18 protein-coding genes and 1 pseudogene are annotated in these 19,995 nt (G+C 71.4%); 4 read left to right on the top strand and 15 right to left on the bottom strand.

What is annotated here, in order from left to right; genetic code table 11:
* Positions 1 to 164: 164 nt before the first annotated feature.
* The gene (locus J5V16_RS18245) at positions 165 to 1,979 is read right to left on the bottom strand and encodes an ABC transporter ATP-binding protein (protein ID WP_208498105.1); all 1,815 of its coding nucleotides are present in this window, start codon (positions 1,977 to 1,979) and stop codon (positions 165 to 167) included.
* Positions 1,976 to 3,730, bottom strand: coding sequence for an ABC transporter ATP-binding protein (locus tag J5V16_RS18240; protein WP_208498104.1), 1,755 nt, complete (start codon positions 3,728 to 3,730; stop codon positions 1,976 to 1,978). The genes J5V16_RS18245 and J5V16_RS18240 overlap by 4 nt, the downstream gene beginning before the upstream one ends.
* 251 nt (positions 3,731 to 3,981) lie before the next feature.
* Between J5V16_RS18240 and J5V16_RS18235 the strand changes: the two genes are divergently transcribed.
* The 3 genes and pseudogenes from J5V16_RS18235 (at position 3,982) to J5V16_RS18225 (ending at position 5,994) form a co-directional block, all read left to right on the top strand.
* A complete protein-coding gene (locus J5V16_RS18235; protein WP_208498101.1) occupies positions 3,982 to 4,539 on the top strand; it encodes a hypothetical protein in 558 nt (185 codons plus the stop codon).
* A gap of 82 nt (positions 4,540 to 4,621) precedes the next feature.
* Entirely contained in the window at positions 4,622 to 5,209 is a 588-nt protein-coding gene (locus tag J5V16_RS18230; protein ID WP_208498099.1) for an alpha/beta fold hydrolase, read from the top strand.
* 138 nt (positions 5,210 to 5,347) lie between these two features.
* Positions 5,348 to 5,994, top strand: a pseudogene (locus J5V16_RS18225) (class I SAM-dependent methyltransferase).
* Here J5V16_RS18225 and J5V16_RS18220 read toward each other — a convergent pair.
* The 9 genes from J5V16_RS18220 to J5V16_RS18180 form a co-directional block, all read right to left on the bottom strand.
* Positions 5,958 to 6,575, bottom strand: a complete 618-nt coding sequence (locus J5V16_RS18220; protein WP_208498095.1) for a tyrosine-protein phosphatase — start codon at positions 6,573 to 6,575, stop codon at positions 5,958 to 5,960. The pseudogene J5V16_RS18225 and the gene J5V16_RS18220 overlap by 37 nt on opposite strands.
* A gap of 162 nt (positions 6,576 to 6,737) precedes the next feature.
* The gene (locus J5V16_RS18215; RefSeq protein ID WP_208498093.1) at positions 6,738 to 7,862 is read right to left on the bottom strand and encodes a response regulator; all 1,125 of its coding nucleotides are present in this window, start codon (positions 7,860 to 7,862) and stop codon (positions 6,738 to 6,740) included.
* A gap of 75 nt (positions 7,863 to 7,937) precedes the next feature.
* Complete coding sequence (gene erm, locus J5V16_RS18210; RefSeq protein WP_208498091.1) at positions 7,938 to 8,741, bottom strand: 23S ribosomal RNA methyltransferase Erm; 804 nt, start codon at positions 8,739 to 8,741, stop codon at positions 7,938 to 7,940.
* A gap of 194 nt (positions 8,742 to 8,935) precedes the next feature.
* Entirely contained in the window at positions 8,936 to 10,489 is a 1,554-nt protein-coding gene (locus tag J5V16_RS18205) for a sodium/solute symporter (protein ID WP_208498089.1), read from the bottom strand.
* Entirely contained in the window at positions 10,489 to 10,839 is a 351-nt protein-coding gene (locus J5V16_RS18200; protein WP_208498087.1) for a hypothetical protein, read from the bottom strand. The genes J5V16_RS18205 and J5V16_RS18200 overlap by 1 nt, the downstream gene beginning before the upstream one ends.
* Positions 10,836 to 11,585, bottom strand: coding sequence for a LytR/AlgR family response regulator transcription factor (locus J5V16_RS18195; RefSeq protein ID WP_208498085.1), 750 nt, complete (start codon positions 11,583 to 11,585; stop codon positions 10,836 to 10,838). The genes J5V16_RS18200 and J5V16_RS18195 overlap by 4 nt, the downstream gene beginning before the upstream one ends.
* 211 nt (positions 11,586 to 11,796) lie before the next feature.
* Positions 11,797 to 12,792 carry a sensor histidine kinase gene (locus J5V16_RS25585; RefSeq protein ID WP_408612494.1) on the bottom strand — a complete coding sequence of 332 codons (996 nt, stop codon included), beginning with the start codon at positions 12,790 to 12,792 and terminating at the stop codon, positions 11,797 to 11,799.
* Positions 12,793 to 12,952: 160 nt separating this feature from the next.
* A complete protein-coding gene (locus J5V16_RS18185) occupies positions 12,953 to 14,635 on the bottom strand; it encodes a solute symporter family protein (protein ID WP_208498075.1) in 1,683 nt (560 codons plus the stop codon).
* On the bottom strand, positions 14,635 to 14,988 hold the full coding sequence (locus J5V16_RS18180) for a DUF485 domain-containing protein (protein WP_208498074.1): 354 nt from the start codon (positions 14,986 to 14,988) through the stop codon (positions 14,635 to 14,637). The genes J5V16_RS18185 and J5V16_RS18180 overlap by 1 nt, the downstream gene beginning before the upstream one ends.
* Positions 14,989 to 15,272: 284 nt before the next feature.
* On the opposite strand from J5V16_RS18180, the gene J5V16_RS18175 reads away from it, so the two are divergent.
* Positions 15,273 to 15,692: a VOC family protein gene (locus J5V16_RS18175; protein ID WP_208498072.1), complete on the top strand. Its 420-nt coding sequence runs from the start codon at positions 15,273 to 15,275 to the stop codon at positions 15,690 to 15,692.
* Positions 15,693 to 15,789: 97 nt separating this feature from the next.
* On the opposite strand, the gene J5V16_RS18170 is transcribed toward J5V16_RS18175, so the two are convergent.
* The 4 genes from J5V16_RS18170 to J5V16_RS18155 form a co-directional block, all read right to left on the bottom strand.
* Positions 15,790 to 16,137 (bottom strand): hypothetical protein, encoded by a 348-nt coding sequence (locus J5V16_RS18170; protein ID WP_208498070.1) that lies wholly within the window; start codon positions 16,135 to 16,137, stop codon positions 15,790 to 15,792.
* Between the two features lie 51 nt (positions 16,138 to 16,188).
* On the bottom strand, positions 16,189 to 16,644 hold the full coding sequence (locus J5V16_RS18165; protein WP_208498068.1) for a VOC family protein: 456 nt from the start codon (positions 16,642 to 16,644) through the stop codon (positions 16,189 to 16,191).
* Positions 16,645 to 16,729: 85 nt separating this feature from the next.
* Entirely contained in the window at positions 16,730 to 17,716 is a 987-nt protein-coding gene (locus J5V16_RS18160) for a sigma-70 family RNA polymerase sigma factor (RefSeq protein WP_208498066.1), read from the bottom strand.
* Positions 17,717 to 17,813: 97 nt separating this feature from the next.
* Positions 17,814 to 19,841 carry a putative bifunctional diguanylate cyclase/phosphodiesterase gene (locus J5V16_RS18155; protein ID WP_208498065.1) on the bottom strand — a complete coding sequence of 676 codons (2,028 nt, stop codon included), beginning with the start codon at positions 19,839 to 19,841 and terminating at the stop codon, positions 17,814 to 17,816.
* Positions 19,842 to 19,995: the final 154 nt, after the last annotated feature.

Here is a 19,995-nt window from a genome sequence, read left to right as displayed (position 1 = left end):
GACATGTGACGTGATACTCTTTCGTCACTGGTTCGGAACGGGTTTCCTGGTTTCCTTTCTGTTTCCTTGCTAAGAACGAGTCGGTGGGTGTTCCGACTTGTGGTGGTGTTCTCGAGCCAGTACAGGCCCCGGGCTTAGGCCCGGGGCCTGGTTCTTTGCATGGGCTACAACGCATTCCCACTAGACGCGAATGCGCTCGCTTGATCATTCTCGGCTTCCTCGACATCGCCGTGCCAGGCACGCCAAAGGGCAGCGTAATGCCCGTCGAGCGCGATCAACTCGTCATGACTCCCCAATTCGGCGACCCGTCCGTCTTCGACCACCGCGATGCGGTCGGCGTCGTGCGCGGTGTGCAGCCGGTGCGCGATCGCGATCACGGTGCGGCCCTCGAGGACCGCCGCCAGGGCGCGCTCGGTGTCGCGGGCCGCGCGCGGGTCGAGCATCGCGGTGGCCTCGTCGAGGATCACCACATCGGGGTCGGCGAGGATGATCCGCGCCAGCGCGATCTGCTGCGCGCTCGCCGCGTCCAGCTCCCGGTTCTTGCCGCCCAGCGGCGTGTCGAGCCCCTCGGGCAGGTCGAACGCCCAGTCCGCGCCGACCGCGGCGAGGGCGTCGTCGAGCTCCTGGTCGGTGGCCTCGGCCTTGGCGAGGATCAGGTTGTCGCGCAAGGAGGCCGTGAAGACGTGGTGCTCCTGGGTGACGAGGGTGACGCGCTTGCGGCGCTCGTCGAGCGGGAGCGCGGCGACGTCGACGCCGCCGATCGCGGCGCGGCCCTCGCGGGGCACGTCGGAGCCGGAGATGAGGCGCGCGAGCGTGGACTTGCCCGCGCCGGAGGGGCCGACGACGGCGAGGCGCTGGCCGGCCGGGACGCTGAGGGTGACGCCGTGGAGCACGTCGCGCGGACTGGTCGGGTAGGCGTAGCGGACCCCGGTGAGGTCGACCGTGCCGTCCGCGGGCCGCTCGGCGGTGGCGTTCGCTTCGGCGTCCTCGGCCTCGGCGACGCCCTCGATGCGGGACATGGCGGCGAAGCCGCGCTGCACCTTCTCGACCCACATGAGGATGTGGTCGATCGGGAACATGATCTGGCGGGTGAGGACCGCGCAGGAGGCGACGGTGCCGAGGGTGACCTCGCCGTTGAAGTAGAACGCGCCGCCCACGAGCAGCACGGCCGCGGTCGGCATGGCGTACGCGCCGTCGAGGAACGGGAAGTAGACGCTGCGCAGGAACAGCGTGTAGCGGGCGGCCTTCCAGTGCTTGGCGACCGTCGCGTCGCCGGCGGCGTCGCGCTGCGCGCCGAGCCGGTAGGCCTCGGTGGTGCGGGCGCCGTCGGCGGACGCGCCGATGGTGTCGCCGATCGTGGACTCGGCCTCGCGCTCGGCGAGGTAGCCGTTGCGGCCGCGCTTGAGGTACCAGCGGGTGCCGATGAACAGCGGCGGGACCACGACGAGCATGCACAGGCCGAGCAGCGGGCTGGCGATGAGCATGGCGCCGAAGAAGACCAGGACCTTGAGGATCGAGACGGTGACCTGCGGGAGGCCGTCGCGGAACAGGACCCCGGCCTCGGGCACGTCCGCAGAGGAGCGGGTCATGAGGTCGCCGGAGCCGGCCTGCTCGACGACGGGCATCGGCAGGCGCAGGGCGCGCTCGACGAACTGGACGCGCATGCGGGCCGAGAGACGCTCGCCGAGGCGGTAGGACACGTACGTGCCGGCCCAGGTGAAGCCCACGACCGCCACGATCGAGGCGACGATGCCGAGCGCGAGCCGGTCGACCTCGGCGGCCCCGGAGCCCGCGGCGAGCTCGTCGAGCATGTCCCCCAAGAGGATCGGGGCGACGGCGGCGGCCACCGCGGCCACCAGGTGCAGCCCCACGGCGGCGGTCGCGCGGCGCTTCTCGGAGGCGAGGAGCCGGAAGAACGCGCGGCGGACCGTCCGGGTGTCGGCGATCGGCAGCTGGTTCGTCCTCTTGTCGGCCGTCATGACTCTCCTCGGGTGACGAGTGCGCGGTAGTCGGCGTGCGCGGCGATGAGCTCGCGGTGCGTGCCGTGGGCGATGACCTTGCCGCCCTGGAGGAACGCGACCTTGTCGGCGCGGCCGAGCCACAGCGGCGAGGTGGTGGCGACGGCGGTGGCGCGGCCGCCGCGGGTCTCGGCGAGGCGCTCAACGATGCGGGCCTCGGTGTGCGAGTCGACCGCGGAGGTCGGCTCGTGCAGGAGCAGGGCCTCGGGGTCGGCGGCGATGGCGCGGGCGAGGCGCAGCCGCTGGCGCTGGCCGCCGGAGAGGGTGCGGGCCTGGTTGTCGAGCTCGGTGTCGAGGCCGTCGGGGAGGGCCTCGATGACGTCGTGCGCGGAGGCGGCCTCGATGGCTGCCTCCACCCGGTCGCGGCCGTCCAGCGCGGCGACGGCGGCGGCGACGGTGCCGGCGAAGAGGTACGCGTCGTGGTCCGCGACGAGCACGCGGCGGCGCAGCTCGTCGCGGTCGAGCTGCGCGACGGGCACGGTGCCGAAGCGGGCTTCGGACTCGGTGAACCCGCCGATGCGGTCGAAGATCGCGGCGACCTGCTCGGAGTCGGAGGACGCGACTGCGAGGAGCTCGCCGCCCGCGACCGTGAGGCCGGACTCGGGGTCGTGCAGCTCGGCGCCTTCGCGCGGGCCGGGCGTGACCTCAGCGGGCGCTTCGCGCTCGGGGGTGTTGAGCAGTTCGCAGACCTTGCCGGCGGCGACGCGGCCCTCGATGATGCGGTAGGTGCAGCCGATGAGCCAGTGCACGGGCAGCAGCAACGCGCCGGTGTACCCGAACGCGGCGACCATCTGGCCCGGCGTCAGTTCCCCGGAGGCGACCTGGCGTCCGGCGATCCAGATGACGACGCCGAGGAGGATCGCGGGCGTGCCCTCGCCGAGCGAGTTGAGCCAGGCGGTGGGCCCGGCGACCTTGTACCCGGCCGAGCGCAGGGCGTCCGAGTCGCGCCGGTAGGAGGCGTTGAAGCGGGCCTCGCCGCCGATGCCGCGCAGGACGCGCAGGCCGGAGACGATGTCGGAGGCGCGCTCGGTGATGTCGCCGACGCGTTCGCGGTACTGCTCCTGGCGGTCCTGGAGGCGGGTGAGCAGCGGGCCGGTGATGAGGCCGACGATGAACACGCCGATGAAGATGGTGGCGCCCAAGGCGACCGAGGTGTTGAACAGGAGCACGCCGACGGCGATGAGGCCGATGAGGCAGCCCGCGGTGGGGGCGAGGGAGTCGACGGCCCACGAGATCCGGTTGATGTCGGTGGCGCCGACGCTCACGACCTCGCCGGTGGTGAGCTTCTTGCGCAGGTCGTCGCCGAGGCGGTTGACCTTGCGGGTGGCGAGCTGCAGGACCCGGTAGGAGGCGTCCGCGCGCCAGTACACGGTGAGGCGGTGCGACCAGACGATCATCCCGGCCGTGACGAACCCGGCGAGGACCATGCCGAACGCCCAGAACGAGAGCGCGCCCCAGTCGCGTTCGCGCAGGCCGTGGTCGACGGCGCCGGTGAGGAAGAACGGCAGCACCGGGAGGGAGCCGAGCGCGATGCCGGAGGTGACGAGCGCGGCGGCCATGAGGCCCTTGCGCCGCACGGCCAGCCATACGAGGAGCCGCCAGGGCGTGCCCGGCGGCGGCGCGGCGTTCGCGGCGGACGCCGGATCGCCCCGTGTCCCTTCGGGGAGCAACGGGTCGTCCAAGGGCAGCTCGGGGGCGCGGAGGAACCTCACTAGCCGAGCGTAAAGGGAGGGTCCGACAGGCGGCAATCGATTAACCCCTCGAACGGGTGCCTAACAGCGGATTTCGACCGCGCGCGAGTCCGGAAGAGACGAAGGTCGCACTCCTGAAAATGGAACGAATCGGACCCTCGTTGAAATTGCCTCACATCGACTCGTACACTCAGCGCGTCACACCGGTACCTGACCACACCGAGGAGGCCGCCATCCGGACGCAGCAGCGTCGCAACGGAAACCGCCCTCCCGTGGCGGGACTCCTGACGACGGGCTCCGCACTGGCCTTCGGCCTGCTCGGATGGATTGCGGCCCATGGCATCTCCGCGTGGCTACTGCAGCACAGCCACGGCGGCGCTGCCCCGTGGCACCTCGACCGCCACGCGGGCGAGGCGGCGCTCTTCGCCGGGTGCCTCGCACTGGGCTCGCTCCTCGCACTGCTGGCAGCCCCGGCCGCCGGCCGACCGGGCGGGCCGGACCGCAAGCGCACCACCCGCCTCTCGGCCCTCGTCTCGGTCGGCGCGTTCCTCGCGACCGACATGACCGAGCGCATGGTCGCCGGCGACCACCCGGTGCCGCCGTTCACGGTGCTCCTCATCGGCCTCGCCGTGTACGCGGCGATCGGCACCGGCACCTCGCTGCTGTGGCGCTACTGTCTGACCAGGGTCCAAGGCGTGTCGCGCCTCGTCGACCGGTCCGACCCTCAAGCGCCGCAATGCCACTCGACGTTCGCCGAACGGACCGAGTCGTTCCGTCCGGCCGACTTCGCCGGCATCTGCGCCGGTCGCTCCCCGCCCGCACTGGCGTAATCCCCCCGCCGCGCACCGCGACCGCGGTGCCGCCTTGCCCTGCCCGGCCGACGTCCAGCGACCATCCGACAGGAGCCACGCAATGCCTGCCCTGCGATTCGAAGACCTCCTCCAAGACCCCGACCGCGAACGCGACGGCGACCGCTGGGGCGCCGACGGCCGCCCCGTCCTGCTGCTCAGCGAGACCGGCGCCGACCGCTCGGCCTGGTGGCCGGTGGCCGCCCGCCTCGCGAGCGAACACGCCGTCGCCGTCCTCGACCTCCCCGAACACCGGCCGATCGGCGACCAGGCCGAAACCCTCGCCGAATACGTCGCGGCCATGGGCACACGCGCTCCGATCGTGGTCGGCCACGGCACCGCGGCCCTCGTGGCGACGCTCTTCGCGGCCCGCTACGTGGCCCACGCCGTGGTCAACATCGAAGCGCGCCTTGACGAGCCACTGCCCGACCCCGACCGCGAACAAGCGCGGCAGGAGATCGTCGACGGCCCCCGCCGCCCGAAATGCCGCTACCTGGCGGTCTTCGCCTCCCTGCCCAGCGCCGGGTACGAGACCTGGCTGAAGGAGCGCATCCCCGAGGCGGCCTGCACGACGTACGAGACGGACGGCGCCTTCCCCCACCTCAACGCCCCCAACCGCTTCGACGCCGACATCCGCGACCTCGCCGCCTGATCAGGCGGGCCGGCGCCGCCGACAGCTCCGGTGGCGAGCGCGAGCAGCACCGCCAGCCGGGAGCGTGGGCGACCTGGTGCGAGCCCTCGACGCCGCCGCGGACGACGCCCGCTCGAGCGGTGCGTAGGATGCTCGACCATGGCCGATGCGTTGGAACACCTCAGTGCCACAGCGGAAGCCTATGACCGGGTGGCGGTCGAGTACGCCGAGATCGTGCGCGACGAGTTCGAGGGGCTCCCGCTCGATCGGGCGGTGCTGGCCGCGTTCGCCGAGTACGTACGGACGGGCGGACCGGGGCTCGTGGCCGAGTTGGGGTGCGGCCCAGGCCGGGTGACAGCGCACCTGCGGGATCTGGGGTTGGAGGCCTTCGGCGTCGACCTGTCCCCCGTGATGATCGACATCGCGCGGCAGGAGCACCCCGATCTGCGGTTCGAGGTGGGCTCCATGGACGCGCTCGACCTGCCGGACGGCGCGCTCCGCGGTGTCGTCTCCTGGTACTCGGTGATCCACGCCCCGCCGCAGGAGGTGGCGGCATACTTCGCGGAGTTCCGCCGCGTGATCGCCCCGGACGGGTGCCTGCTGGTCGCGTTCTTCGAGTCCGAAGGCGACCCGGTCACCATGTACGACACCCGAGTGGTTCCGGCCTACCGCTGGCCGACGAACTCGCCAGGCTCCTAGGCGAGGCCGGTTTCACCGAGATCGGCCGGATGCTGCGCGAGCCGCGCGCCGGGGAACGCTACCGCCGCGGTCACCTGCTGATGCGCCGCCTCACCGCTTCGAAGTGAGCATCCGTGACTCCCGCGCCCGCGAGGTACTCGGCCACTCCCCCGTGCGCATCGTCGAAGTGGTCGAGCAGGTCCAGCATGGTCTCCGGGTCGGTCCCTTCGGTGAGCGCGTAGTCGGCGACGATGTCGTCCGGTGACGCTCCGGCGATCGCCAAAGCCAGCGCCACGAGGATGCCGGTCCGGTCGCGGCCGCCGTGGCAGTGGACCAGGACCGGGCCCGGCGGTGCCTCGGCGAGCGCGATGAACGCGGCGGCGACGCGTTCGGGCGCGTGATCGACCTCGGGCCGGTAGTCGTCGGGAGCGGTCGGCTCGAAGCCCGGGTAGACGCCCAGCAGCGGCAGGTTCACATAGACCTCGTCATCGGCGAACGGACTCGGGAACTCCCGCGCCTCCCACCCGTGCCGCAGATCGATGATCCGCCGCACGCCGAGCGCGCGGACCGCCGCGATGCCGACCTCGGTCAGCAGGTCGTGGTTGTCCGAGCGCAGCAGCGCATTCGCACGAACCGAGCCTCCGTTCGCCAGCGGAGTCCCGCCGAGATCGCGGGCGTTCACGCAGTCGGGCAGATCGAGGAAGGGCATCGGCGCTCCAATCGGTTCGACGGCGGAAAGGCGAATCACAGGGGAGTCGAGCCGGAGGTGTCGATGCTACCGGGAATTCGTGCCGTGCCAGGTGTTCCAGAGGCGGGCATAGGGGCCGTCGGACGGTGCGGCCCTTAAGGACGGCGGCGATGGCGTGTTCGGTCAGTTTCCGGTGAGCCGGTCGATCCAGCTGGAACCGCCGCCGGAGGGCTGCTGGTCGCGGCGGCGGTCGCCCACGAACTCGACCACGATGTCGATGAGCTTCTCGGGGCTGTTCGTCGTGGTGACCGCGCGGGGGTGCAGGGCCGAGGCCGCGTGCGCGCTCGGGTTGCTCGAGAGGATCACGGCGGGGGTGGGGATGCCGGCGGTGACCATGCGGTCGAGGAGCTTCGTCCCGGCGGTGTCGCCGCCGGGTTCGCCTTCGCGGCGCATGTCGGTGATGACCAGGTCGTACGTGCGGTGCTGGAGCGCGCGCACGGCCTCGTCGGTGGAGAGCGCCGCGTCCACGGTGATCCCGGCGGTGCGGAAGAGCCGCACCAGGGTCTCGTTCCATTCAGGATGGTCGTCGACCCACAGGATCGCGCCGCCCTGGAGGTCGCCGGCGGCCAGCGCGAGTTTCGTCGCGGCGCGGCGGCTCCGGTTGTCGGACGGTGCGGGCTGGTATGCGGGCGGCTGGTAGGCCGGTGCGGGCCGGCCCCAGTACGGGGCGTTCTGCCCCGGCGCGGGGTAGTACGGGTTGCCGGGCGGCGGGGCCAGGACCGGGTACGTGGGCGGGATGTTCGGGGCCTGCTGGTTCGGGGCGGTGAGGGTGGGCGGCGGTTTGTCGCCGACCGGCCGCGGGGCTTCGGTGGGGGTGTCGGCGGGCGGCGTGGCGAGCACGGCCGGGTCCGGTTCGGGGGGCGCGGTCTGGACCTCTTCGATGTCCTCGTCGGCCGGTTCGGCGGGCGGGGACGGGACGACCGGCGGCGACGGCGGTGCGGGGTTGGGGCCGTAGACCGTGCCGTTGCCGGACGGGACCGGCTGGGCCGGCAGCGGGTAGAGCGACGCCCAGTCCGGTTCGACCGGCGGCGGGATCGGCACGGGGCCGCGCCCTGCGGCCTGCTCGGCTGCCTGCTCGATGGCCTGCTGGGCGAGTTCCACGGTGACCCAAGGGGTCTCGACCTTGGTCATGCGCGGGGCCTGGGCGGTGAAGATGCGCTTGGCGACGGCCAGCGCGATGAAGCCGAAGCCGATCCAGAGGAAGGCGGGCAGCACCTTGATCAGTTCGATCCAGATGGCTTCGCTCATCGTTGGCTCCAAAAGGGGATACCGGGGCCGGGCGTCTCTACCTTAATCGCCCATGGCCCCGGTACCTCCGCTGGCTCAACGGGTCAGGGCCTCGAAGAGGGCGATCCAGCGGTCCGGCGGGACGTGGCCGACGACCTGCCCGCGGTCGATGCCGGCCTCGGCGCAGGCGCGGTGGGCGTCGCGCCGGGGCACGACGCGGCACAGTGAGGCCCCCAGGGAGCCGCCGACGCCGGAGAAGCCGAGGTCCACGAGGTCGCGCCAGTCGACCATGGCGGGCTCGGGCAGCAAGGGCTTCGGGCGGCGGCGCAGGTGGATCGCGGCGGCGTCGACCTGCGGCACGGGCCGGAACTCGTGGCGGTCGATGCGCATGCCGAGCGCGAACTCGAACTCGGGCCAGTGCTCGACCGTGAGGCGGCTCCAGCGGCCGTAGTCGCCGGTGTGCTTGCGGGCGAACTCGAGCTGGGTCACGAGCGCGGCCGAGGCGAGCGTGCGCGCGTTGAGGCACCAGCGGACGATGTCGGTGGTGATCCCGAACGGCGCGTTGGAGACCACATGGAACGGCTCGTCGGGCGGGTGCACGTCGCGGAAGTCGGCGCGGTGGCAGCGGAAGTGCTCGTGGTGGCCGAGGCGGGAGCGGAGGCGTTCGGCGAAGTGGCGGTCCTTCTCGTAGGCGGTGACGCGGCCGGCGCGGTCGAGCAGCGGCCGGGTCACCATGCCGTCGCCGGGGCCGACCTCGACGACGTGGTCGCCGGGGCCGATGCCGGCCGAGTCGACGAAGTCGCGGGCGAGGTGCGGGTTGCGCAGGAAGTTCTGGGAGAGCGCCTTGCGGTTCGAGAGGTGCCTGGTTTCGCGGGCGCGCGGGAATTGGCTGCGGGACATGGGAGAACTCCATGAGGACGAGTCGAATCAGGACGATCGATTCGCCTAGGCCCGCGCAGGGGCGCAGCCGCCGGTCGGACGGCGGTCGAGTGAGAAGCGCTTGCGGGGCCTAGGCCGCCGCGCGCAGCCGAATGAAGCACGGGCAGAACGCGGCGCACGCGTTCAACCCCGGAGATCCTGCCATGCCCGCGAGGTTATCCGGTTTCGCCCGAAGCGTCCACCCGTTCAAGGGAGCCCTGGGGTGCGCGCTGGCCGCGCCTCGCGCGCGGGATCGCGCCGGTGTCGCCCGAGGAGTAGCGGCCGGGCACGTGAAGGCGCAGCACCGCCTCGCCGGCCCAGTCCGGCACGTCGCCCGGCCGGGAGGCGGCGGCCATGACGAGGAACGCGAGCGGCACCGTCCACAGTGCCGGTTGGGCCAGGAGCACCGAGACGACGCCGGGTTCGAGGTCGAGGACCACCGACGCGAGCGCGGCCCCGGTGGAGGTGCACGCGCCCACGAGCAGACCCGCGGTCGCACCGGCCGCGGTGAGGCCGCGCCACCAGATGCCCAGGGTCAGCAAGGGGCAGAAGGTGGAGGCCGCCACCGCGAACGCCCAGCCGACGAGCACGTTGATGTCCACATCGGCTGCCGGGAGCGACAGCGCGACCGCGAGCGCGGTGCCGACCACGACCCCGAGCCGCAGCCGCGAGAGCGACCCGCCGAACAGGTCGTGCGAGAGGCCCCCGGCCAGCGCGAGCAGCAGCCCCGACGAGGTCGAGAGGAACGCCGCGAACGCGCCTGCGGCGACCAGCGCGGTCAGGACCGCGCCCGCCGTGCCCGGCAGGATCGCGCCGGGCACCAGGAGCGGCACCACGTCCGTCTCCTCCGGCTCGGGCGTGGTGACCCGGCCGAGGAGCCCGTACACGATGGGCCACAGGTAGAACATGCTCAGGAGCACGATCACCGAGACGGCGACCCGGCGGGCCGCGCGGGCCCCCGCGACGGTGTGGAATCGCATCACCACATGCGGGAGACCCATGGCGCCCAACGTGGTCGCGACCAGGACCGAGATCGTGGCCAGGAGCGGATGCCCGGAGCCGTCGAGATCGAGGAGCGGGCGCGACCAGTCCGGGTCGGCGCTCAGGTCGAGTGCCGCCTCGCGCCGGTCCCGCCCGGCCAGCGCGATGAGGAACACCGCCGGCCCGGCGATGAACGCGAGCTTCACCAGGTAGTGGAAGGCCTGCACGTACGTCGCCGAGCGCATCCCGCCGACCGCGATGGTGGAGGAGACCACGAGTCCCGCGCCGACCACGCCGATCCAGTACGGGATGCCGGAGACGAGCTCGAGCACGACCCCGGCCGCCTTGAACTGCGGCAGCAGGTACAGCAGCATGATGACGAGCACGACCAGCCCGCACATGCGGCGGATGCGCGGCGAGCCGAGCCGGTACTCCGCGAAGTCGGGCACCGTGTACGCGCCGCTGCGGCGCATCGGCCCGGCCGCGAGCGCCGCGACGAGCACGTACCCGGCGGTGAACCCCACCGCGTACCACATCGCGCCCACGCCGTTCTTGACGAGCAGGCCCGCGAGCCCCAGAACCGAAGCGGCCGAGACGTACTCGCCCGCGATGGCGAGGGCGTTCCAGCCGGGGACGATGCTGCGCGAGGCCACCAGGAAGTCCGGTGTGGAGCGTGCGGCGCGCACGCCCCAGACGCCGATGGCGACGCTGGAGGCGAGGATCAGGCTGATGGCGGCCAGGCCGAGCATCAGTCGCCCTCGCCGTACTCGGACTCGATGCGCTCGGCGCGCCGCACATGGAACGCGGCGAGCGCGAGCAGGACCGGGTAGGGCGCGAAGAACAGCACGGCCCAGCCGAGGCGGCCGGGCGTGAGCACCGCCGCGGTGAGCAGGGCCGCGAGCGCGCACAGGAGCGCGGCGGCGGTGCGGACGGCCAGGCGGCGCTGACGGTGGAGGGCGCGTTCGGCGTCGGCGAGGTCGATGGCGCTGCGGTCGACCTGGGGCTGGCCCGCGAGGCGGTTGAGGCGGCGCGTGGCGTCGGACCGGCGGCGCAGGGCGAGCCGGGTCTGCGGGCTGGTGACGCGCACGCGCTGGTTCATCGGTGCGCGCCGCCTTCCCGGGCGGCCTGGAGGAGCCGTTCGCGCAGGAGCCGGGAGTGGCGGCGGCTGACGGGGACCTCGCCGGGCTCGGTGACGGCGACGAGGCCGGCCGAGGAGGTCACGCGCAGTTCGGTGACGTGGCCGAGGTTGATGAGGAAGGAGCGGTGCGCGCGCACGAACCCCGCTGCGTCCCAGACCTGTTCCAGGTAGGTGAGGGACTGGCGCAGGAGGTGGGAGCCCTGGCCGGAGTGGAGGCGCACGTAGTCGCCGTGGGCTTCGGCGTAGGCGATGTCGTCGCGGCGCACGAACACGGTGCGGCCGGCGAGTTCGACCTGGACGACGGCAAGGTCGTCGGCCTTGTCCCCCACCACGGGCGCGGTGCGGCGGCCGCCGATGCGGGCGACGGCCTCGGCGAGGCGTTCGGGCCGGAAGGGCTTGAGCAGGTAGTCGGCGGCGCCGAGGCCGAAGGCCTCGACGGCGTGGTTGTCGTAGGCGGTGACGAACACGATCTCGGGCGGGTTCGACAGGCGCCGCAGGATGCGGGCGACGTCCATGCCGGTGAGGCCGGGCATGGCGATGTCGAGGAACGCGGCGTCGAACGAGCCGGAGCCGAGGAGGCGCACCGCCTCGTCGCCGCCGGCCGCGGCCACGACCTCGCCGACGGCGGGCAGCTCGGCGAGCTGCCCGGCGAGTTCGGTGCGGGTGGACGGCTCGTCTTCGACGACGAGCACGCGCAGGAGGCTCATCAGCGTTCACTCCGGTTCAGGGCGGGGTCCGCGGCGCGGGCCAAGGCGGCCGACGGCGCGGTCGGGGCAGGGCGGTCGGCGGCCGGGCGCACCGGGTCGCGACAGACGGCGGGCGGCGGCATCGGGCGGCGACGCCCGGCACTCCCGCGCACCCGACCGGGGCCGACGGCGGGCGGTTCGATCGCGAGGCGCCGATCGGCAGGCACGGGGCTCATGCGTGCACTCCTCGGGCGTAGCGGGGGATTCTCACGGTCGCCTTGGTGCCCGCGCCGGGGGCGGTGTCGAGCCACAGGCCGTACTCGGGGCCGTAGACGGCGCGCAGCCGCCGGTCGACGTTGTAGAGGCCGATGCGGCCGGCGCCCTGGCGGCTGCCGGTCAGGATCGCCTTCGCGGTCTCCGGTTCCATGCCCGCGCCGTCGTCCTCGACTTCGATCACGCACAGCGCGCCCTCGGAGAACCCGCGCACGGCGATGTGGCCGGTGCCGGGCTTCGACTCGAAGCCGTGGCGCACGGCGTTCTCCACGATCGGCTGCACGACCAGGAACGGGATGGGCACGGGCAGGACCTCCGGGGCGATGCGGACGGTGATCTCGAGGCGGTCGTCGAAGCGGGCCCGCTGCAGCTCGAGGTAGGTCTGGACCGCCTGCAGCTCGTCGGCCACGGTCGCGTAGTCGCCGGTGTTCGCGAACGAGTACCGCAGGTAGTCCGAGAAGTCCGTGAGCAGTTCACGGGCCCGCTCGGGGTCGGTGCGGGTGTGGGCGCTGATCGCGGCCAGGGCGTTGTGCATGAAGTGCGGTGAGATCTGGGCCCGCAGTGTGCGCAGGTCGGCCGCCGCGATCCGCTCCCGGGACCGGTCGAGGTCGGCGTGGTCGAGCGCCGTCGCCACCAAGTGGGCGGCCTCGGCGACCTCCGCGTCGCTCACGTCCCCCGCCACGACCAGGCACCCCACCAGATCGCCCGAGACGACCAGCGGCGCGGACCGCAGCGGCGGGGCCGTCACCGGCTCGAGCACGTCCAGCGTCTCCGTCAGGATGCCCTGCGAGGCGACCGGGTCGAGGGCGCCGGAGACGGCGAGGAACCGGTCGCAATCGGCCAGCGCCACCGCGTCGGCCGCGAGGAGCTTCGCGAGGCGGCGCGCCGCCACCGGCGCGCCCTTCCCGGTGAGGCCGTCCGCGAGGGACTCGCCGATCTGGCGGGAGAGCCGCAGCGCGGCGAGGGTGCCGGAGCCCAGCGCGCGGCGCCGCGTCGAGGCGAGCCTCGAGGCGCGGAGCGAGGCGGAGAGGCGACCGGGGATCACGTCATCACTGTAACGTGGCGCACATAACGGCGGGGAGGGCCGCCCCGGCCCTCCCCGCCTCAGAGGCGGCCTAGTGCGTACTGGCCCGTTCGGCCCCGGCCCCCGTCAGCGCCCGGACTTGCATGGACGCGAAACGGGACGGGTTCGATTCCTTGCTCATCAGCGTGCCGACCACGGCGCAGATGAGACCGAACGGGATGGACACCAGACCCGGGTTCGACAACGGGAACCATGCGATGTCGACCCCTTCGCCGAGCAGCGAAGTAGGAGTGCTCGAGAAGGTCGGCGAGAAGATCACCAGACCGATGGCGGAGATGAGGCCGCCGTAGATGCCCGCGACGGCGCCGGCCGTGTTGAACCGCTTCCAGAAGAGGCTGAACAGCAGCGTCGGCAGGTTCGCCGAGGCCGCGACCGCGAACGCCAGCGCGACGAGGAACGCCACGTTGAGGTCCTGCGCGAACACCGCGATGACCACGGCGATGGCGCCGACGCCGACCGCCGCGAACTTCGCGAAGACGACCTCTTGGTGGCCGGAGGCCTTGCCCTGCTTGAAGACCCCGTTGTAGAGGTCGTGGGCCAGCGAGGACGAGCAGGCGATGATGAGGCCCGCGACCACCGAGAGGATCGCCGCGAACGCCGCAGACGCGATGAGCGCCAGCATGATCGCGCCACCCGTGGACCCGGCGATGTTCTCGCCGATGACCTGGGAGAGCTGCGGCGCCGCGGAGTTGCCGGCCGGGTTCTCGGCGATGATCGCCTCCTTGCCGACCATCGCGGCGGCGCCGAAGCCGAGCACGAGGGTGAGCAGGTAGAACATGCCGATCAGGCCGATGGCCCAGTTCACCGACTTGCGGGCGGTCTTGCCGTCCGGCGTGGTGTAGAAGCGGATGAGCACGTGCGGCAGGCCCGCGGTGCCCAGGACCAGGGCGAGCCCGAGGCTGATGAGGTCGAGCTTGTTCCACAGCGTCTGCAGTGAATCGCCCGCCACCTCCGTGCCGTAGCGCAGCCCCGGTTCGAGGAAGGCCGCGCCTTGGCCCGACGCCTGCGCGGCGTCGCCGAGCAGGGCCGAGAGGTTGAAGTTGTACTCGGCCAGCACCAGGATCGCCAGGACGAACGCGAGGCCGATCTTCACGCAGGCCTGGAAGATCTGCACCCAGGTGGTGCCCTTCATGCCGCCGAAGGCGACATAGGCGACCATGAGCAGGCCCGTGACGACGATGCCGACCACCTTCGCGGCGCCGGCGTCCATGCCGAGGAAGGTCTCGCCCTCCTTGATGCCCAGGAGCAGCGTGACGAGCGCGCCGGTGCCGACCATCTGCGCGAGCAGGTAGAAGATCGAGATGCTGAGCGTCGCGATCGAGGCGGCGGTGCGGACCGGCCGCTGCTTCATGCGGTACGACAGCGCGTCGGCCACGGTGAACCGGCCGGAGTTGCGCAACGACTCGGCCACGAGCAGCAGCGCCACGATCCAGGCCACGAGGAACCCGATCGAGTACAGGAACCCGTCATAGCCGTACAGCGCGATCGTGCCGGCGATGCCGAGGAACGACGCGGCCGAGACGTAGTCGCCCGCGACGGCGAAGCCGTTCTGCGCCGCCGAGAAGCCGCGCCCGCCCGAGTGGAAGTCGGTCGCGGTGCGGGTCGTGCGACCGCCCTGGATCGTGATGCCGATGGTCACCAGGACCATCACCATGAACAGGGCGATCGTCAAGATGCGGTTGGAGTCGCTCATCTCCTGCGCGAGGATGCTCATCACTTGCCCCCGTTCATGATGTCGTCACGCAGGTCAGCGGATTGCTTGTCGAAGTGGCGCGCGGTGAACCGGTTGTAGCCCCAGGTGATCCAGAAGGTCACCAGGAACTGGCTCAGGCCCAGGACGAGGCCGAGGTTGATGTTGCCGAACAGGACGATGCCCATGAAGTCGCGCGCGTAGGCGGACATGAGCACGTACACGAAGTACCAGGCGAGGGCGGCGAGCAGGACGGGCACCGTGAAGCGGAAGAGCGTGCGCTTGAGTTCGATGAACCGGGGGTCGTCGTGCATCGCGGCGATGTCAGCCTCGCTGACCTCGGGGGGTGCGCCGTCGGCGTCAGGGGTCGTGGTCATCGGGCCTTCCTCCTTGAAGGGCATGCGGCGTGTCGACGGTGTGTCAGGCGCGTGTCGACACGGAGCCGGGTTTACAAGGAACCTATGAGGCGCGTGCGGCCGAGAGAAGCATTGCTGTGACGCGTGTCGCCGGGGGGTTCACTTCCTGCGGCGAAGGCCCCGCCGAGCGGTCGGCGAACGGTCGACGAGCGGTCCTCTCGGGTTTCTTTCGCGCGAACGATGAATCCCGCGAAGCGATCTCGTCTGTACTGGTGAAGGCATTGGAACACCGAAAGGACCGCACGATGGCGAACAAGATGATCTTCCTGAACCTGCCCGTGGCCGACCTCGACGCCGCGAAGGCGTTCTACGAGGCGCTCGGATGGAGCATCAACCCGGACTTCACCGACGAGAACGCCGCGTGCGTCGTCGTCGACGACAACATCTGCCTGATGCTGCTGACCAAGGAGTTCTACACGACCTTCGCCGAGCGCCCGATCGCCGACACCGCGAAGTTCTCGGCCGCCGCCTACGCGCTGGCCTTGCCGGACCGCGAGGCCGTGGACGAGCTCACCGACGCCGCCCTCAAGGCCGGCGGCACCGAGGAGACCGTCAAGCAGGACCGCCGCGCCCAAGAGGCCGAGGTCGGCATGTACGGCCGCACCTTCCTCGACCTCGACGGCCACCAGTGGGAGCCGTTCTACATGCCGTATCCGCGGGCTTGATCCGGGAAACCCTGAGGACCGCAACGCTTTGCGTTGCGGCCCTTCGGCATTCACTCGGCAATCTCGGAGGCCGCGGCTTCCGGAGTGTCGATTGCGGTCAGCCGGGCGGTGGTGGTGGCGTGCTCGGCGGGGATGGGGGCGGTTGGGTTCCGGGCGGGTACGGCGGTTGCTGGGGGCCGCCGGGCGGCGGTTGGCCTTGCCATTGCTGCGGGCCGGACGGCGGGTACGTCGGAGGCGGGTACGGGTACTGCTGCTGGTTCTTCTTGGCCGAGTTGGCGACGAGCACGACCGTCAGGACGATCCCGCCGATCACTGCGACCAGGCAGAGCAGGATGAGCAGGTGCCAGGGTTTCAGGGCGCCCAAGTCGAGGCCTCCGCTCGTGGGTCCCGGCAGGCTGGGGCTTTCATCGGGGACTTCGTCCACATCGGGCCTCCGTTCGGGCATGCGGGCGTGGACCCTCATCATCCCAGGCACGGAGGCCCGCGTGAAGGACCGTCAGGAGTGGACGCAGAATTCGTTGCCTTCGGGGTCGCCCATGACGATCCATTCGGCGCCGTTCTCATTGAAGCGGTCGCTCAGGCGGGTGCCGCCGAGGGCTTCGAGGCGCTTCACCTCGGAGTCGATCTGGTCGGCGCCGACGTGGAGGTCGAGGTGGAGGCGGTTCTTCACGGTCTTCGGCTCGGGGACCTGCTGGAAGAGCAGGCGCATGCCCTGGCCCGCGTCCGTGGTCGAGTCGAAGGGGTCGTCGGGGTTGCGGACCGCGGCGAGGGTCTTCCAGGCGTGGTGGCCGTCGACCTCGGTGAGGAGGTCGGCGGTGATGATGCCCTTGGCGAGGAGGCCCGCGATGAAGGGCGAGTGGTCCTCGACCCGGTAGTCCATGGCCTCGGCCCAGAAGGCCGCGAGGCGGTGGGGATCGGCGCAGTCGATGACGATCTTGAAGTGCACAGGCATACCGCGAGCGTAAGGCGGGGGTGTGACAGTGTCCCGGAAACGAAGACCGCCCCGCACGATGAGTGCGGGGCGGCGGTCGTCAGGTCTACTCGCGGTATTCGGGCGGGAGGCCGAAGAGCGGGAAGAGCTTCTCCGTGTCCAGGAAGTAGTTGAGGCCGGAGATCTTGCCGCCCTCGAGTTCGAGGACGGTGATCGACCAGGGCTCCCACACGCCCGGCGTGTCGCTCGGCTTGTAGTGCCCGAAGGCGGGGAGGCCGTTGGCGCTGACCGGGACGAGCTTGGAGTTCTCGCAGCCCTTGCCGGTGGTGACCATGAACTCGGCGACGCTCGCGTGGCCCTGGACCCACAGCGGGAACGGCGGCATCGAGAGCGCCACGTCCTGCGTGCACAGGGCCGTCAGGGCGTCCATGTCGTACGCCTCGAAGGCGCTCACATAGCCGTCGACGAGCTTGCGCAGGTCGGCGTCGTCGATCTCGTAGGACTCGTCGGGCTTGGCGTGGACCTGCTCCATCGTCGCCTTGGCACGCTGGAGCGCGGAGTTCACGCTCGCCGGGCTCAAGTGCAGGGCTTCGGCGGTCTCGGCCGCGGAGAAGCGCAAGACCTCGCGCATGAGCATCACCGCGCGCTGCTTGGCGGGCAGGTGCTGGACGGCGGCCACGAACGCGAGCCTGAGCGTGTCCTTCGCCTCGGCGGCGGCGGCCGGGTCGGCGCCGAAGGCCATCGAGTCGGGGATCGGCTCGACCCACAGGTAGTCCGGCTCGGGCGCGGGCAGGGGCGTGCCCGCGTCGGAGGCGGGGGCCAGGTCCATCGGGCGGGCCCGGCGCTGCGGTCCCTTGAGCATGTCGAGGCAGACGTTCGTGGTGATCTTGTAGAGCCACGAGCGCAGCGACGAGCGGCCTTCGAACGAGTCGTGGGACTTCCACGCCCGCGTGAAGGCCTCCTGCACGGCGTCCTCGGCCTCGAACGAGGAGCCGAGCATCCGGTAGGCGTACGCGCACAGCTCGCGCCGGTGCGGCTCGAACCGGGCGAGCACGTCGTTCGGCGGCACAGCGCCTTTGATCGCAGCGTTCATGCCCACAGCCTGACACAGGCCACCGACATTTACGATCACGGCTCGGATATCTGACCGCGCAGGCCGCAAGGTGTCCGAAAACTCCCTTGTGGCGTTGTCACTGGGTGCGGCGGTGGTCGGCCATCCACCGCTCGAACGCGTCGGGCGCCATCGGCTTGGCGAAGTGCCAGCCCTGCCCGGCGTGGCAGCCCCAGCCCTCGAGCTGCTTGCGGACCTTCTCGTCCTCCACGCCCTCGGCCACTACCTCGACGTCCAGCGCCCGGCCCAGGTCGATCGTGGTCGAGACGATCGCGGCGTTGTCCGGGTCGTCGATCAGCGTGGTCACGAACGACTTGTCGATCTTGATCTCGGTGACCGGCAGGCGGCGCAGGTGCTGCATCGAGGAGAACCCGGTGCCGAAGTCGTCGAGGCTGATGCCCACGCCGAGGTCGGAGAGGCGCTGCACGTTGACGACCACGCGGCGCGGGTCGGCCATCAGCGCCGACTCGGTGATCTCCAACTGCAGCTTCTGCGCGTTCACCCCGTACGCGTCGATGCGCTCGGTCAGGAAGTCCGTGAACTCCGGGGACTGCAGGTCGCGCACCGAGACGTTCACGGCCATCCGCAGGTCGTAGCCCGACTCGTTCCAGGACCGGAGCTGGCGCAGGGCGATGTCGACGACCCGCTCGGTAAGCATCCGCATCACCGAGGAGTGCTCGGCGGTCTCGATGATCTCGGCCGGGTTGACGATCCCCCGCTCGGGGTGGTGGTAGCGCAGCAGCGCCTCGGCGCCGATGACCTCGCCGTCGACCAGGCGCACCTGCGGCTGGTAGTAGAGGTTCACGCCGGGCGTGTCGGGGTGGTCGAGGGTGCGGCGCACGTCGCCGAGGAGCAGCAGCCGCTCGGGCGAGTTGTGGTCGAACTCGGGGGCGTACCGCGCGAACGAGGAGGCGCGCTGCTTCGACTCGTACATCGCGATGTCCGCGTGGCGGAACAGGGTCTGAAAGTCCGCGCCGTCGTCGGGGAAGACCGCGACGCCGACCGAGCCGTCCACTTCGACGCTCGCGTCGCCCAGGACGATCGGGGCGTCCAGGCGGGCGCGGATCTCGCGGGCGCACTCCATCGGGTCGGTCATGCCGTCCAGTTCGGACCACATGAACGCGAACTCGTCGCCGCCCAGGCGCGCGATGACCTTGCCCTTGGGCTTGTCCGCCTCGAAGCGCTGCGCGAGCTCGATGAGCAGCTGGTCGCCGACCTGGTGGCCGAGCGCGGAGTTGACGTCGGCGAAACGGTCGAGGTCGAGGATGAGCACGGCCACGGCGGTGCCGGTCTCGGTCGCGTCGGTGAGTTTGCCGTCGACGGCCTGCTGGAAGCCCTTGCGGTTGAGCAGGCCCGTGAGCGGGTCGTGGTCGGCCTCGCGCTCGCGGTCGGCGGCGGTCTGCAGGATGCGGTACACGGCGAAGATCGGGATCGCGGAGGCCGCCACCAGCCACCACGAGGAGATCGCGGCGCTCGCGACGATGGGCGCGATCGCGATCTGGGTGGCGCGCAGCGCCCATTCGCTGCGGAACCACTGCCAGAACAGGTCGAGGTAGCCGTCGTCGGTGCGCAGGCTGTGGCGGCCGGCGACGAGCGCGAAGCTCGTCAGGGTCCAGACCGACCCGGCCGCGAAGACGGCGAGGAGCTGGGCTGCTTCGCCGTTCCAGACCGCGCCGTGGGCGACCGCGTCCCACACGTACCAGGCGAGGACGAGTGCGAGGCCCTGCTGCGAGATGTTGAAGACCGCCCGCCAGGTGGAGGCCTTGAGCTGCACCATCAGCATCCCGATGGCCGCGGACTGGACGATCAGCGCGGGCAGGAAGCCCCAGGTGATCATGGTGGCCAGGACGTACACGAGGTAGATCGACGCCATCGGCGACATCCACAGGCCGCCCCAGCGGGTCGGGCGCAGCTCGGCGACCATCGCGAGCCCGGCGGTGAGCCAGAACGCGAAGGGCACGCCGAACCAGCCGCCCTCCGGCGCGCTGCTCGCGACGGACACGGCGACGGCACCGGCGACCGCCGCGATGGCGACCGCGGCCATGAAGCCGTAGTACCGGCCCGGATGCTCTCTAGGCGCAGTGTTGCGCATGAGCGTCGTGGCCATTTCGCTCCTCCCACTGCCGCGCCCGCTCCGGGTGACGCGCCAGAATCCCCCGGGGCCGGTCGCGGCCGACTCCTCTGTCATATCGCGAATTCCGCTCCCAGACAACGCCGGGAGCACATGCGGCACAGTTGTGACCAGGCGCGACATGCCAATT

This window comes from Glycomyces niveus (genome assembly GCF_017592475.1).
In the GTDB taxonomy this organism is placed as follows: Bacteria; Actinomycetota; Actinomycetes; order Mycobacteriales; family Micromonosporaceae; genus Glycomyces; species Glycomyces niveus.
Note: the sequence above shows the minus strand (reverse complement) of the source record. Positions and strands in the feature narration are given on the sequence as shown.

Coding starts and splice junctions, on each gene's coding strand:
- J5V16_RS18245 (WP_208498105.1), bottom strand. CDS start 1,979: ATGACGGCCGACAAGAGGACGAACCAGCTGCCGATCGCCGACACCCGG.
- J5V16_RS18230 (WP_208498099.1), top strand. CDS start 4,622: ATGCCTGCCCTGCGATTCGAAGACCTCCTCCAAGACCCCGACCGCGAA.
- J5V16_RS18220 (WP_208498095.1), bottom strand. CDS start 6,575: ATGCCCTTCCTCGATCTGCCCGACTGCGTGAACGCCCGCGATCTCGGC.
- J5V16_RS18215 (WP_208498093.1), bottom strand. CDS start 7,862: ATGAGCGAAGCCATCTGGATCGAACTGATCAAGGTGCTGCCCGCCTTC.
- erm (WP_208498091.1), bottom strand. CDS start 8,741: ATGTCCCGCAGCCAATTCCCGCGCGCCCGCGAAACCAGGCACCTCTCG.
- J5V16_RS18205 (WP_208498089.1), bottom strand. CDS start 10,489: ATGCTCGGCCTGGCCGCCATCAGCCTGATCCTCGCCTCCAGCGTCGCC.
- J5V16_RS18200 (WP_208498087.1), bottom strand. CDS start 10,839: ATGAACCAGCGCGTGCGCGTCACCAGCCCGCAGACCCGGCTCGCCCTG.
- J5V16_RS18195 (WP_208498085.1), bottom strand. CDS start 11,585: ATGAGCCTCCTGCGCGTGCTCGTCGTCGAAGACGAGCCGTCCACCCGC.
- J5V16_RS18185 (WP_208498075.1), bottom strand. CDS start 14,635: ATGAGCATCCTCGCGCAGGAGATGAGCGACTCCAACCGCATCTTGACG.
- J5V16_RS18180 (WP_208498074.1), bottom strand. CDS start 14,988: ATGACCACGACCCCTGACGCCGACGGCGCACCCCCCGAGGTCAGCGAG.
- J5V16_RS18175 (WP_208498072.1), top strand. CDS start 15,273: ATGGCGAACAAGATGATCTTCCTGAACCTGCCCGTGGCCGACCTCGAC.
- J5V16_RS18170 (WP_208498070.1), bottom strand. CDS start 16,137: ATGCCCGAACGGAGGCCCGATGTGGACGAAGTCCCCGATGAAAGCCCC.
- J5V16_RS18165 (WP_208498068.1), bottom strand. CDS start 16,644: ATGCCTGTGCACTTCAAGATCGTCATCGACTGCGCCGATCCCCACCGC.
- J5V16_RS18160 (WP_208498066.1), bottom strand. CDS start 17,716: ATGAACGCTGCGATCAAAGGCGCTGTGCCGCCGAACGACGTGCTCGCC.
- J5V16_RS18155 (WP_208498065.1), bottom strand. CDS start 19,841: ATGGCCACGACGCTCATGCGCAACACTGCGCCTAGAGAGCATCCGGGC.